The sequence below is a fragment of the Microlunatus speluncae genome, assembly GCF_009299835.1.
Classification (GTDB): Bacteria; Actinomycetota; Actinomycetes; order Propionibacteriales; family Propionibacteriaceae; genus Microlunatus; species Microlunatus speluncae.
In genome coordinates this window covers 121,741-134,606 of the sequence record NZ_VKCZ01000012.1, presented here as the reverse complement: position 1 = coordinate 134,606, position 12,866 = coordinate 121,741, and the positions used below count along the sequence as shown (strand labels likewise).

Here is a 12,866-nt window from a genome sequence, read left to right as displayed (position 1 = left end):
CCCGTGGCATCGACGAATGGCAGGCGTTCGGCAGGTGAACTGGCTCCAGCCAAGTTCTCCCGACTTGCCCGCCGGGGCGTCCTGTTGGGGTTGTCGCTCGCACAGCTTGTCGTGCTCGGCATCGGAGGTCTGGTGCTGGTCGTGGCGTTGTATGCGGGTGGCGGGACCCTGATCGCCTACACCGTGCCAATCTCGGCTCTCTGCGCGGCGATCGCGTGGGTGCCGATCGCCGGGCGCCCCGCGGTGCACTGGATCCCGGTGGCAACGCGATGGTCCTGGCGCGCCACGATCGACCAGTTGCTGTATCGGCGCAGGATCGTCCGTCCGCGCCCGGCGGGAACGCTCGCACTGCCCGGCGACATGTCCCGGCTGCGGGAATTCACTGATCCGATGACTGGAGCAGTGATGGTCCATGACCCCCACCAGGCCACGCTCACCGTGGTGATCGAGGTGCGGCACCCGGCGTTTGTGCTCCTGGATCCGGGTGAGCAGGAACGACGGGTCAGGTCCTGGGGCCGGGTCCTGGCAATGGTCTGCCGATCCGGCCGGATCGCAGCATTGCAGGTGCTGGAACGGACACTGCCTGACTCCGGCACCGGCCTCGCAGAATGGTGGGCCCGGCACGGTGTCGATGACGGATCCTGGGCCGCACAAACCTACGCCGAGCTCATCGAACGAGCCGGCCCCGCCGGGGAGCGCCACTCGACGACCCTCAGTTTGAGCCTGGACCTCCAGGCCTGTGCCCGCCAGATCCGAACCGCCGGAGGCGGCCTGCGCGGCGCCGCCGCGGTTCTACGACAGGAGATGACCTCCCTGGTCGCAGCGCTGCGGTCAGCCGACCTGGCACCATCGGACTGGTACACGCCTGGCCGACTGGCCGTCGTCTTGCGCAGCGCCTACGACCCGGCCGTCGCCGCCACCCTGGAACGGCACGGCGAGCTCGGGCAGGACCTCGCCACAGCCGGGCCGGTCGCGGTCACCGAGACCTGGGATCATCTCCGCTCCGATTCCGCACACCACGCGGTGTTGTGGATCTCTGAGTGGCCGAGGTCGATGGTCTATCCGGGGTTCCTGTCCCCCGTGCTGCTTTCGACCGGGATCCAGCGCTCGTTCTCGTTGATCTGTACGCCGCTGCGTACCGATCTAGCCGTGCGCGACATCCGTAAGAAGAAGGTCGAGCACATCTCCGACGCCGCCCAGCGGACCAAGATCGGACAGGTCGAGGACGCCGGGCAGACCGCGGAATACCACGACGTGCTGGCACAGGAGGCCGACCTGACCGCCGGACACGGCGTGCTGCGCTACACCGGCCTCATCTCGATCTCCGCACCGTCCCTCGACGAGCTCGACGCCGCCGTTGCGGCCATCGAACAAGCAGCCATCCAAGCCTCCTGCGAAACCCGGCGACTCGTCGGCCAGCAGGCCCAAGCGTTCACCGCCGCCGCACTCCCCCTGTGCCGCAAGGTCTGACCTCACGAGCGCACCTGCCTGACAGCGAACCCGCCGATCGAGGAGGCTGCCATGCCGACCTTTCAGGACCCCGTTGAGGACGCACGTGAAGGCAGCGAAGCTCTGCGCGGGCTCGCCCACGCAACTCGAACCTTCGACGACCCGGCCGACGCCTACACCGTCATCGGCGACCTACTTGGCGCGGTGCAGTCGTTGCGGCAGGTGCTCGACCAAGTCGCCGACACCCACCTGGCCCATCGAGACCGTGCCGCCAACGACACGGGAGAACGTGATGCAGGCGCGGTCGATGCTCTGGCTGCCGCAGACTTCCTACACGACGCCGGCGGTCTGATCGAGCAGGCCGGACAGGTCCTCGACCGGGCAGCACAACATGCTGGCCGCGTCGCCTGGCTCGACCCACAACCAATACAGCGGTGGGTCTCCGCGGTCTTCCTACAAGGCGAAGAGGCCGACCAGATCCTCGAGGTGATCGAACGTGACGGCGACGAAGCAGCCATCCAACGGCTGTCCCAGTGGGATCACGGGGACGAAACCACGAATGCGGCCATGGAGAACGGGCACGTCTACGACGAACCCCCGAACCACGGCACCGATCGGCAGGCCATCGACGGCGAGTACGCCCTGACCTACAACCCCGCGTCTGGTCATGTCGCGCTCTACCGACGCCACGCCGTGGAACCCGACAGCGCGGTCGGAACACTTGCCCCGCCGAGGCGAGATCCGCCCCGGAACTGCGACTCCGCGCTTCTCCTACGCATACCCGGTGTCGGTACGCAGGACTGGCCTTGGGTGACTCGAGTTGATCAAGCCGGCGGCAACCCGCCGCGAGGAGTCTCCCGATGATCAAGGACGAACAACTCCACACCACGGTTCTGTTCGCCCCGGCGGCCGAGCGACGAACCCGCCGCAAGAATCGCCGGCGGGCCGCCGATCAGCTCCACGCAGCCTGGCGCCAGGAGCGGAAAGCCGAAGCGCTCGCGAGAGCGGAGGCCGAACAGGCCGAGCGCCGAGCGACCACGTACTTACCGTCAGCAGGCGAACCCGGCCGCGCCGCGCTGCGCACACCCGGCGGTTTCCGCCTGCAACGGCATCAGGACACGAGCGCGACGCTCGCCGCCGCCTATCCGTTCCTGGCCGAAGCGGGTCTAGGTTCGGCCGGGGTGTTCGTCGGCCAGGATCTCTACTCCGGTGGGTCGTTCGTGTACGACCCGTGGGAACTCTATCGGCAAGGGGTGATCACCGCGCCGAATCTGATCTTGGCCGGCATCGTCGGCAGCGGTAAGTCATCCCTCGCCAAATCCCTCTACACACGATCACTGCCCTTCCGCCGCCGGGTATACGTGCCCGGCGACCCGAAAGGTGAGCACACCGCTGTCGCCCAGGCAGTCGGCGGGCGCGCCATCGTGCTCGGGCACGGCCTCGGTGCCCGGCTCAACCCCCTCGACGAGGGATACCGACCCAGCGGACTGTCCGATCATGACTGGGCGATCACGGTCGCATCCCGACGCCGCGACCTCATCGGCGCTCTCGCCGAAACCGTCCTCACCCGAGGACTCTCACCGGTGGAACACACCGCCATCGACATTGCCCTGACCGCCACCGTCCAGGATGCCGACGTACCGATCATGCCGATGGTCGTCGACCGCATCCTCCATCCAGACAAGGATCCCGACGGTCAACTGGCCGAGGACGGCAGGCTCGTCGGCCACGCCCTGCGGCGCCTGGTCGCCGGCGATCTCAGTGGACTCTTCGACGGCCCCTCCACCGTGATCTTCGACCCGACGTTGCCGATGATCACTCTCGACCTGTCCCGCGTCACCGAGAACAGCACGCTGATCTCCGTGCTGATGACCTGCGCATCAGCATGGATGGAAGCCGCCCTGCTCGACCCCGCCGGCGGGCAACGCTGGGTCATCTACGACGAAGCTTGGCGACTGATGTCCCAACCCGCCCTCCTACGCAGGATGGACGCCCACTGGCGCCTCGCCCGGCACTACGGAATCGCAAACATGCTCGTCTTCCACAAACTGACCGACCTCGACAACGTCGGTGATCAAGGCTCCGCCATGCGCGCGCTCGCCAACAGCCTGCTCGCCAACGCCGAAACCAGAGTGATCTACCGCCAAGAACAAGATCAACTCGGAACCACCTCAGCAGCACTCGGGCTCACAGGCACCGAGCAAGAACTCCTTCCCGGACTCGGCACCGGCCAAGGACTCTGGCGAATCAAGGACCGCAGTTTCGTCGTCCAACATCAACTCCATCCGGCCGAGCACGACCTGTTCGACACAACCGGACGCATGACCACAGGCGGTGCAAACCCATGAGTAGTAGTAGCACCGTCCATGATCATCTGCCCAGTTCCGCCCCGTGCGACCCAGGCGTACCTGCCCTCCATGAGTCGTCATGGAAGAACCGAGAAAACGCCGTCCCGCCGCTCCCGCGCGGCCAGGCAAGTTGCCGCAGCCGTCCCAGACTCACTCACCCAGGTCGTCGCCACGGTCTCCGGGCCGGGGACCATGACCGTGACGGTCAACGGCGAACCATTCCCACCACCGGACGAAACGAATCCCTGGACGCGCGCCACCATCGGGGCCGTCCTCGATGCGGTCACGCGGCATCGGCGGATCCCGGTCCGGTTCGAGGTACACGAAACCGATGGCAGCACCTTCACCGAGATCATTCCCGCGGGCCACGGCACCAGCGAACCACCGGCGCCCGGCCCAGTATCGCCAGACCCCGTGAATCGCGATGCAGCGATCACTGAGGGTGGGAAGTCCGCGGACGCTGCCGACCTGATCGAGTTCAGCGTCGACGGGTTCGTCGGCGGCGAGGAAATCGCGGTGGCTGTCGTCGTGGCGGTGACAGCGGCCGGGCCGGACGGCACCGCACAGCTCCGCCTCGAACCTGCCGTCCTGCACGGAGGCCATGAGGTGGTGCTGTACGGGTGGATCTCGGGCAACGCCGCGGTGCGGAGACGGTCGTGAACTGGCAGCGGAGACAGACCGGCTCGTGGGGCGACGAACTCACCAACGCCGCCATGGCAGCCCTCATCGGACTCTTCACCGTTGCGCTCATCCTCCGCGGTTCCGGATCGGTCGCGGCCCACCTCACCGGCAGTCCCCAACCCAAGGGTTCAATCGCCGCAGGCGTCGGCGTGCTGTTCGACCTGGGAAACCCCGGAGCGGCGCTCGGCGCCCAAGACTTGAACCCCGTCGCCTATTGGATCGTCACCGCCACGATGCTGGTCGGCGTCGCCTCCATAGCGAGCTGGATCTGGACGCGGATCCTCCGCCATGTGTACGCAGTCGAGACCGACCCACGCAAGACACTTGGTGCTGCCACCAAGCACGAGGTAGTCACGTCCTCCTCCGGCGCTGCCCTGCTCAAACGGGCCCGCCACTTGCGCCCATCGCTGATCAGACCACATCCCCGCGACGTCGGCTACCAGCTCGGCACGTCCCGCGGGCAACAGGTCTGGGCCAGCGTCGAGGATTCGATCCTGCTGATCGGTCCGCCACGCTCCGGCAAAGGCCTGCACATCGTCATCCCGGCGATCCTGGACGCACCCGGCGCCGTCGTCACCACCAGCACCCGCCCCGACAACCTCACAGCCACTCTCCGCGCCCGGCAACGACGCGGACCGGTAGCGGTGTTCGATCCGCAGCACCTCGCCGAAGGCGTCCCGGCCGGTCTGCGCTGGTCACCCATCCGCGGCTGCTCCGACCCGCTCACCGCCATGATCCGCGCCACGGGACTTGCCTCCGCCACCGGGCTGTCCGCCGGCGGAGTTGACGCCGGCGGGTTCTGGGAAGGGAAGACCCGGACCGCGCTCCAGGCGCTCCTCCACGCCGCCGCCCTCGACGACCGGCCCCCGAGCGACCTGTACCGGTGGACCCTCGATCCCACCGCCGCCAGCGACGCCGTCGCCATCCTCACCAACAGCCCCAACGCCGCGACCGGCTGGGCAGATTCGCTGGAGTCCATGATCGACTCCGATCCAAGAACGCGTGACTCGATCTGGCAGGGCGTGAGTCTCGCCCTCGGCGCACTGGCCGACCCACGCGTGCTCGACGCCGTCAGCCCCAAATCGGGCGAGGACTTCGACCCCGAACATTTCCTCGCCGAGAACGGAACGCTGTACCTGCTGGCCACCGGCGCCGGAGCCGGCGCGAGCTCAGCCCTGGTCTCAGCCTTCGTCGAAGACCTGGTCGAGACAGCCCGCCGGATCGCAGCCCGCTCACCCGGCGCCCGGCTCGATCCACCACTACTGCTCGCACTCGATGAAATCGGCAACCTCGCACCACTCCCGTCACTACCGACCCTGATGGCCGAAGGCGGCGGCACCGGAATCACCTGCCTGCCCGTCCTGCAATCACTCGCCCAAGCCCGCGACAAATGGAACGACAATGCCGCTAACGCGATCTGGGACGCCAGCATCGTCAAGATCATCCTCGGTGGAGCATCCAACTCCAAGGACCTCCAGGACCTGTCCACCGTGATCGGCGAACGCGACGAATACACCGACTCCGTGACCCTGGGTGATCACGGATCCCGCTCCAACCAGCGATCGGTACGCCGAGTCCCGATCATGCCCCCGAACCGCATCAGGACCCTCCCCTTCGGCATCGGCATCACCCTGCTCCGCTCGACCCGACCGATCATCACCGACCTGCGCGCCTGGCCAGACCGCCGCGACGCCGACCAGCTGAGACGCGACCGCGCGCACCTCGAGCAGCTCCTACACCGCCACCAATCAGGATCCTGAACGGAGTGTCGGGGATGCCGAGCGCACCTGATTGACAACGACGGCCAGCCGGTGGCCGCACCCGATCAGTCAGGAACGACCGATGCCGATCCACACCCAACAGTCCATCTCGGGATTCATCGCGACCGAACCGCGACTCACCTACACAGCCAGCGGCGTCGCCCGGTTCTACGCCCGATTCGGCCAGGAGCACTACCGCCGGGAAGCCGACGACTCGTTCACCAAGCTCGAGCCGACCTTCAGCAACCTCGTCATGTACAACGCCAGCGCCGAACGCGCCTACGACCGATTCACCAAAGGCGACAGTTTCGTGGCCGAAGGCAAGATCAACACCTACGACTACGAACGCGACGGCCAGCAAATCGCCGGCGAGGAATTCGTCGCCCGTAAGATCGGCCACGACACCGCCCGCACTCGCTACGACGTCGACCGCACACCGCGACAGGTGACGGAGCACGACGCCGCCGCCCGTACAGCAGCAGACCGGGAGGCCAACACCTTCGAATCACCGACCAGATCCGATCAACCGGGCCCTTCAGCGCTGAGTGTCTGAGCGGGCACCACCGATGAGCACCATGTACCCGAACGAACCCGAGCCGACAGATCCGCCGGACCAACACTGGCAGTCTGCGAATGTTGATCTTCCGGAACCACCGCACCCGATCAACTGGAACCTGCTCAGCGCCGATGATCTTGAGGCTGAATGGCTCGCGCTCAATCAATGGATCAACTGGCTCCGCCACACGTATGGGCTGCCAGCCAGCGTCGTCCCTCCCCTGTGGCACCGACATCCCGAACTCGTCTGGGAACTCAGCGCCCTGCACCTTCACTGGCTCGCCGCATACGACCCCGAACAACACGCCTCCGCCCCGCTCGGCTGGCACCGCGACTTCGCCGACACCCGGCAACGGCTACGCGACTGGGTCGCTACCTCCGGAACAAGGCTCGACCGAGACCGACCCACCCGCCAGACCGCATGGCCGGGCGAAGAAATCGGCAGAGCGATCGAGGACATGACCATCACCGACCGGGACGAAGACTTCGTCCGTTTCCTCCTCGATGAGGTCGAAGCGCGGCGCCGAGCCGAGGAGGCCTTCTACTCCTCCCTTGCCAACCCGCGGGCCCGCCCAACGCTCGCCGAACCTGCATCGCGGCAGGACCCGTGATGGTGCGCCACTACCGGCGGACGACCGAGCACATCACCGCCGACCGGCAGATCAGCGCACGGATCTACCGCCGCGAGCAGGTCGATGCCGAGAAAATTGCCGAAGTCCTCATTCGCCATGCTTTGCGAGCCCCAGACAGCGGCCGCGGAACCCTTGCAGCCGGCAACCTCCAACGGCTACTCACACCGAATCGGTAACATACGAATCACAGCCACATTCCCGGCGCCGCTGGCACCAAGCCAAAACCTCCGCCAGAGCTGATTCGCTCGAAGCGGTGGTGTCCCTCAACTCACACGTGACCGCCTCAGTCGCCCTCGACCGTCCGACTCCGAGTTGGGCGCATTACACAAGGCGGTCACGATCATGAGCATCACCGAACTCCCGGCCGGGATCGACATCAACGCCCTCCGGGCACTCGCCGGCGTCAAGCTGAGCCAGCCGCCCACCACAGCCGATCGGGACGGACTACTGCCGGCGATCTCCTACCTCCGGGTCTCAACGAAAGACCAGGCCACCCGCAACGGGCTCGACGAAGGGCTCTCAATACCCGCACAGCGGGATGCTGCCGCACGCAAGGCCCGCCAACTCGGAGCGGTGATCGTTGAAGAGTTCATCGAACCCGGTGAGTCGGCGAAAACCGCACAACGCCGGGCACTGCAGCGAATGCTCGACTACATCGCCAACAACCCGGTCCGCTACTGCATCATCAACAAGGTCGACCGACTTGCCCGGAACCGGCTCGACGACGCGATGATCCACGCCACCCTCCGCGACGCCGGAGTCACCCTCGTCTCTGTCACCGAGAACATCGACGAAACACCATCCGGCATGCTCATGCACGGAATCATGGCCTCCATCGCCGAGTTCTACTCCCTCAACCTCGGCCAAGAAGTCACCAAGGGCATGGTCCAAAAGGCCACCATCGGCGGCACCCCCACCAAGGCGCCCGCCGGCTACCTCAACATCCGAACAACCGATGCCAGCGGACACGAAGTCCGCACCATCCAGCTCGATCCCGAGCGGGCCGACCTGATCCGCTACGCGTTCGCCGCCTACGCCGATGGCGACTGGTCCTTATCGAAGCTCGCCCGGGAGCTGACCACCCGCGGGCTCACCACCAGGCCGACACCGTCCCAACCGGCCAAGCCGATGACCCCGAAGCTGCTGCACAAGATCCTCACCAACCCCTACTACCAGGGCATCGTCACCTTTCGCGGCGTCACCTACCCGGGCACCCACGAGCCGCTCACCGACCCCGAAACCTTCGACCGAGTCCAAACCGTGCTCGCTGCCAACAAGGCCACCGGAGACCGGCCGCAGAAGTACGACCACTATCTCAAAGGCACGCTCTTCTGCTCCTGCGGCGCAAAACTCATGTACGAACGCCCCCGCAACCGACACGGCACCAGCTACGAATACTTCACCTGCGCCGGCCGACGCCTCAAACGCAACGCCTGCCAACGAGCCGCCCTACTGGTCGACCGCGTCGAAGAATGCATCGAGCACGCCTACACCGCCATCAGCCTCACCAGCGCCCAGGTCGGCCAGGTCCGCGAGGTCCTGTACGCCGTGTTCCGCCATCTGGAAGTTTCGTCGAACGACGAGCGCGCCACCCTGTCCACGCAGAAGAACAAACTCGAAGCCGAACAGGTCAAGCTCCTCCAGGCCCACTACGCCGACGCGATTCCCATCGACCTGCTCAAGACCGAGCAAGATCGTATCCGCGGCAGCCTGACCAACCTCAACACCAGACTGGATAACCTGGACAGCACCTACGACCGCGCCCGCACCGGACTCGACGACATCCTCGACCTCCTGCACGACCTGGCAGGTCTCTACCTCAGAAGCAAACCCGCCGAAAGGCGCACGCTCAACCGCGCGCTCTTCACCAAGATCATCATCGACGACGACACCCGAGCCACCATCATCCCGGCGGGAGCGGCCGCGACCATCCTCAAGGCCACCAGTGCGGACCCGGAAGACGATCGAACCCTGCCCCACATTGATCCGGGGCAGGGTTCGAACTTCGACACTTACGTGGAGCTAAGGGGATTCGAACCCCTGACCTTCTCCATGCCATGGAGACGCGCTACCAACTGCGCCATAGCCCCTTGCGGGTGCTCCCGCGGCCGACCCGCTGGCCGTGAGAACTCGGAAATACTAGCGTGCCGACCCCGCGGAGGCGAAATCAGATCATGACTTGGGATCGAGCGGGGCGACGGGGTCCGGGATGTCGGTCAGGCCGGTCAGGTTGTAGCCGGTCAGGCGCCAGCCGAGGGCCTTCCGGTCGAGGATGGCCCAGGCGCAGTTGTCCATGCCGGTGAAGATGTTCCAGTGCTGTTCGGGCACCCCTAGGAACGATGCGATGCCCAGGCGGGCGGCCAGGCCGTGCATGGCCAGGACGACGACGGCACCGTCCGGCTCCGACTCAGAAATCTCGGTGTAGGCCTCGACGACGCGCTCGGCGACCTCGCGGTGGTCCTCCCCCGTCTCGGAGCGCCGTACGTCTTCGCCGGCCTTGATCTTGGCCACGGCCTCGGGATCGAACTCGGCGACTTGATCATGGGACAGGCCGCCCCAGCTGCCGACGTGGATCTCGCGCAGCCGAGCATCGAAGGTGATCTCCAACCCGGTCACCTCGACCAGGGCCTCGGCGGTCTGCCGGGTCCGGGCCAGATCGCTGGCGTACAAGGCTGAAGGTCGGTAGCCGGCCAGCAGTTTGGCCGCGGCCGGTGCCTGCAGCAGGCCGAGGTCATCCAGCGGGATGTCCACCTGGCCTTGCATCACGCCGGTCGCGTTCCATTCGGTACGGCCATGCCGCCAGATGATCATCCGGCTCGCCGTCATCGATATTCCCCCTCGGACGCTGGTTCAGCGTCGGTCGTCGATCTCCAGGTTAATCTCCGGGCAATCCCGCCAGAGCCGTTCCAGGGCATAGAACTGGCGTTCCTCGGAGTGCTGCACGTGCACGACAAGATCGAGATAGTCCAGCAGCACCCAGCGCTGCTGCCGATCACCTTCGCGCCGCACCGGCTTGGCGTCGAGGCCGCGCAGGGCCTCCTCGATGCCGTCGACGACGGCGCCGACCTGCCGCTCGTTGCTGGCCGTGACGACCAGGAACGCGTCGGTGATCGCCAACTGTTCGGACACGTCGTAGGCGATCAGGTCGGTGCCAAGCTTGTCGACCGCGGCCTGGGCCGCGGTGCGGGTCAGCTCGATGGCCCGGTCGGTTGCAGTCATGATCGCCTCTCCTGCGCGGGCTCTCGGTAGAGGCCGCGTTTCTGGATGTATTGCACGATGCCGTCCGGCACCAGATACCAGATCGGCTCGCCGTCACCGACCCGCGCCCGGCAGGCGGTGGACGAGATCGCCAGCGCCGGGATCGTGACCATGGTGATCCGATCCTTCGGCAGGCCGTCCATGGTGACGTCCAGCTCGACCCCCGGCCTCGTACAGGCTACGAAGTGGGCCAACTCGAACAGCTCGTCCACCCCACGCCAGGTCAGGATCTGCGCCATCGCGTCGGCGCCGGTGATGAAGTAGAGATCAACATCGTCGCCGCGTTCGGAGCGCAGGTCCTTCAGCGTGTCCACCGTGTACGTCATCCCGGGCCGGTCCACGTCCACCCGGCTGACAGTGAACCGCGGATTCGACGCGGTCGCGATCACCGTCATCAGATAGCGATCCTCGACGCCGGACACGTCCCGGTCGGCCTTCTGCCACGGCTGCCCGGTCGGCACGAACACGACCTCGTCCAGGCCGAACCGGCTGGCCACCTCACTGGCCGCCACCAGGTGGCCGTGGTGGATCGGGTCGAACGTGCCGCCCATCACCCCCAGCCGGTAGCGGCGCCCGTTCGGCTGGCCGGGGTCGCGCGCGAGCCCGGTGGCCGAACGATGGTTTTCCGCCACGGTTGGGTTCAGCTGTGCTTCCGGCCCTTGCCGATCGAGAGCGTGATCAGCAGCAGGACGATCAGAATGGCGAACGCGATCACGCCGAAGCCCCAGGCGGGGATCGGCAGTGTGTTGTGCACCTCGGTCTCCAGGACCGTCAACCCAAACAGCATGGGGCGAACTCTACCGGTGCGGCCGTATCCTTCGCGCGCGGTGACCAGGCTCAGCCGCGGATCTGACCCTCGCCGGTGACCACATACTTGGTCGAGGTCATCTCGGGCAGGCCCATCGGGCCGCGGGCGTGCAGCTTCTGGGTGGAGATGCCGATCTCGGCGCCGAAGCCGAACTCTCCCCCGTCGACAAACCGGCTGGACGCGTTGACCAGCACGGCCGCCGCGTCGACCTCGGCCACGAAGCGGTTCGCGGCCGACTGCGAGTCGGTGACGATGGTTTCACTGTGGCCCGACGAGTAGCGGCGGATGTGGGCCAGCGCGTCGTCGAGCGAGTCGACCACGGCGGCGGCGAGATCCAGCGACAGGAATTCCTCGGCGAAGTCGGCCTCGGTCACCGGCCGTACGTCCCCGAAGCGCGCGATCCGATCATCCCCGTGGACGGTCACGCCGGCCTCGGCCAGTGCCCGCAACGCCTTGGGCACAAAGGATTCCGCGGTGTCGGCGTGCACCAGCAGCGTCTCGATGGAGTTGCAGACGCTGGGCCGCTGGACCTTGGCGTTGATCAGGATCTGCAGCGCCTGATCATGGTCGGCGGCGGCGTCGACATAGAGGTGGCAGTTGCCGACACCGGTCTCGATCACCGGCACCTGGCTCTGGGTCACCACGGTCTCGATCAGGCCCGCGCCGCCGCGCGGGATCAGCACGTCGACCAGGCCGCGGGCGGCCATCAGCTCGCCGGTCACCTCGCGCGGGCCGGGGATCAGCTGGACGGCGTCGGCGGGCAGGTCGGCCGCTTCCAGGCCGTCGCGCAGGGCGATGACGATCGCCGCGTTGGAGTCGGCAGCACTGGACGAGCCGCGGAGCAGCACCGCGTTGCCCGACTTGAGGCAGATCCCGGCCGCGTCGGCGGTCACGTTGGGCCGCGCCTCGTAGATGATGCCGACCACGCCGAACGGCACCCGCACCTGCCGCACCTGCACGCCGTTCGGGTTGGTCCAGCCGCGGACCACGTCGCCGACCGGGTCGGGCAGGTCGGCCAGCGCGCGCAGGCCGTCGGCCATGCCGGCGATCCGGTCCGAGGTCAGCCGCAGCCGGTCGATCAGCGCGGCGCTCGTACCGGATTCCTCGGCCCGGGCGACGTCGATCGCGTTCGCCTCCAACACCGCCGTCTCGGCCTTGACCAGGGCATCGGCCATCGCCTGCAGGCCGGCGTCCTTCACCGCTCTCGTCGCCGAGGCCAGCACGCGGGCCGCGACCCGGGCGCCCTCGGCCTGCTTCGCTACCGTCACCGGGCCAAATCTAGTCCGTGCCGAGCTGCCGGCGGACACCACCGACGATCCGCGCACCCCGGCCCAAGGGCGATCCGAAGCCCGGGCGAGCGAATCGAGCCGCCAAC

At 67.0% G+C, this 12,866-nt stretch carries 14 protein-coding genes, 1 tRNA gene and 1 pseudogene; 9 read left to right on the top strand and 7 right to left on the bottom strand.

Going from position 1 to position 12,866, the window contains the following annotated elements:
- Positions 1–3: 3 nt before the first annotated feature.
- From FNH24_RS15960 to FNH24_RS32650, 9 genes and pseudogenes are all read left to right on the top strand, one after another.
- Complete coding sequence (locus FNH24_RS15960) at positions 4–1,470, top strand: SCO6880 family protein (RefSeq protein WP_152363252.1); 1,467 nt, start codon at positions 4–6, stop codon at positions 1,468–1,470.
- Between the two features lie 51 nt (positions 1,471–1,521).
- Positions 1,522–2,313 (top strand): hypothetical protein, encoded by a 792-nt coding sequence (locus FNH24_RS15955; RefSeq protein ID WP_152363194.1) that lies wholly within the window; start codon positions 1,522–1,524, stop codon positions 2,311–2,313.
- Positions 2,310–3,797, top strand: a complete 1,488-nt coding sequence (locus tag FNH24_RS15950) for a TraC family protein (protein WP_152363193.1) — start codon at positions 2,310–2,312, stop codon at positions 3,795–3,797. Before FNH24_RS15955 ends, FNH24_RS15950 begins: the two co-directional genes overlap by 4 nt.
- A 192-nt stretch (positions 3,798–3,989) precedes the next feature.
- Positions 3,990–4,457 carry a hypothetical protein gene (locus FNH24_RS15945; protein ID WP_152363192.1) on the top strand — a complete coding sequence of 156 codons (468 nt, stop codon included), beginning with the start codon at positions 3,990–3,992 and terminating at the stop codon, positions 4,455–4,457.
- Positions 4,454–6,238, top strand: coding sequence for a type IV secretory system conjugative DNA transfer family protein (locus tag FNH24_RS15940; RefSeq protein WP_246186923.1), 1,785 nt, complete (start codon positions 4,454–4,456; stop codon positions 6,236–6,238). Before FNH24_RS15945 ends, FNH24_RS15940 begins: the two co-directional genes overlap by 4 nt.
- Before the next feature lie 82 nt (positions 6,239–6,320).
- Positions 6,321–6,791 carry a single-stranded DNA-binding protein gene (locus FNH24_RS15935; protein WP_152363191.1) on the top strand — a complete coding sequence of 157 codons (471 nt, stop codon included), beginning with the start codon at positions 6,321–6,323 and terminating at the stop codon, positions 6,789–6,791.
- Positions 6,792–6,804: 13 nt separating this feature from the next.
- On the top strand, positions 6,805–7,404 hold the full coding sequence (locus FNH24_RS15930; protein WP_152363190.1) for a hypothetical protein: 600 nt from the start codon (positions 6,805–6,807) through the stop codon (positions 7,402–7,404).
- On the top strand, positions 7,404–7,601 hold the full coding sequence (locus FNH24_RS15925) for a hypothetical protein (RefSeq protein WP_152363189.1): 198 nt from the start codon (positions 7,404–7,406) through the stop codon (positions 7,599–7,601). Before FNH24_RS15930 ends, FNH24_RS15925 begins: the two co-directional genes overlap by 1 nt.
- 166 nt (positions 7,602–7,767) lie before the next feature.
- Positions 7,768–8,682 (top strand): annotated as a pseudogene (locus tag FNH24_RS32650) (recombinase family protein); the annotation flags it as partial.
- Between the two features lie 192 nt (positions 8,683–8,874).
- On the opposite strand, the gene FNH24_RS15915 reads toward FNH24_RS32650, so the two are convergent.
- The 7 genes from FNH24_RS15915 to FNH24_RS15890 all read right to left on the bottom strand — a co-directional run bounded on the left by FNH24_RS15915 (position 8,875) and on the right by FNH24_RS15890 (position 12,759).
- Positions 8,875–9,405, bottom strand: coding sequence for a hypothetical protein (locus FNH24_RS15915; RefSeq protein ID WP_152363188.1), 531 nt, complete (start codon positions 9,403–9,405; stop codon positions 8,875–8,877).
- Between the two features lie 37 nt (positions 9,406–9,442).
- Positions 9,443–9,515, bottom strand: a tRNA-Ala gene (locus tag FNH24_RS15910).
- Positions 9,516–9,597: 82 nt separating this feature from the next.
- Positions 9,598–10,251: a histidine phosphatase family protein gene (locus tag FNH24_RS15905; protein WP_152363187.1), complete on the bottom strand. Its 654-nt coding sequence runs from the start codon at positions 10,249–10,251 to the stop codon at positions 9,598–9,600.
- Positions 10,252–10,275: 24 nt separating this feature from the next.
- Entirely contained in the window at positions 10,276–10,644 is a 369-nt protein-coding gene (gene rsfS / locus FNH24_RS15900; RefSeq protein ID WP_152363186.1) for a ribosome silencing factor, read from the bottom strand.
- Positions 10,641–11,315, bottom strand: coding sequence for a nicotinate-nucleotide adenylyltransferase (gene nadD / locus FNH24_RS15895; RefSeq protein ID WP_246186921.1), 675 nt, complete (start codon positions 11,313–11,315; stop codon positions 10,641–10,643). The genes rsfS and nadD overlap by 4 nt, the downstream gene beginning before the upstream one ends.
- Before the next feature lie 8 nt (positions 11,316–11,323).
- Positions 11,324–11,470, bottom strand: a complete 147-nt coding sequence (locus tag FNH24_RS31725) for a hypothetical protein (RefSeq protein ID WP_170304507.1) — start codon at positions 11,468–11,470, stop codon at positions 11,324–11,326.
- A 50-nt stretch (positions 11,471–11,520) separates the two neighbouring features.
- Complete coding sequence (locus FNH24_RS15890; RefSeq protein ID WP_152363185.1) at positions 11,521–12,759, bottom strand: glutamate-5-semialdehyde dehydrogenase; 1,239 nt, start codon at positions 12,757–12,759, stop codon at positions 11,521–11,523.
- Positions 12,760–12,866 lie beyond the last annotated feature (107 nt).

Coding starts and splice junctions, on each gene's coding strand:
- FNH24_RS15905 (WP_152363187.1), bottom strand. CDS start 10,251: ATGACGGCGAGCCGGATGATCATCTGGCGGCATGGCCGTACCGAATGG.
- FNH24_RS15925 (WP_152363189.1), top strand. CDS start 7,404: ATGGTGCGCCACTACCGGCGGACGACCGAGCACATCACCGCCGACCGG.
- FNH24_RS31725 (WP_170304507.1), bottom strand. CDS start 11,470: ATGCTGTTTGGGTTGACGGTCCTGGAGACCGAGGTGCACAACACACTG.
- FNH24_RS15950 (WP_152363193.1), top strand. CDS start 2,310: ATGATCAAGGACGAACAACTCCACACCACGGTTCTGTTCGCCCCGGCG.
- FNH24_RS15955 (WP_152363194.1), top strand. CDS start 1,522: ATGCCGACCTTTCAGGACCCCGTTGAGGACGCACGTGAAGGCAGCGAA.
- FNH24_RS15945 (WP_152363192.1), top strand. CDS start 3,990: ATGACCGTGACGGTCAACGGCGAACCATTCCCACCACCGGACGAAACG.
- FNH24_RS15935 (WP_152363191.1), top strand. CDS start 6,321: ATGCCGATCCACACCCAACAGTCCATCTCGGGATTCATCGCGACCGAA.
- rsfS (WP_152363186.1), bottom strand. CDS start 10,644: ATGACTGCAACCGACCGGGCCATCGAGCTGACCCGCACCGCGGCCCAG.
- FNH24_RS15930 (WP_152363190.1), top strand. CDS start 6,805: ATGAGCACCATGTACCCGAACGAACCCGAGCCGACAGATCCGCCGGAC.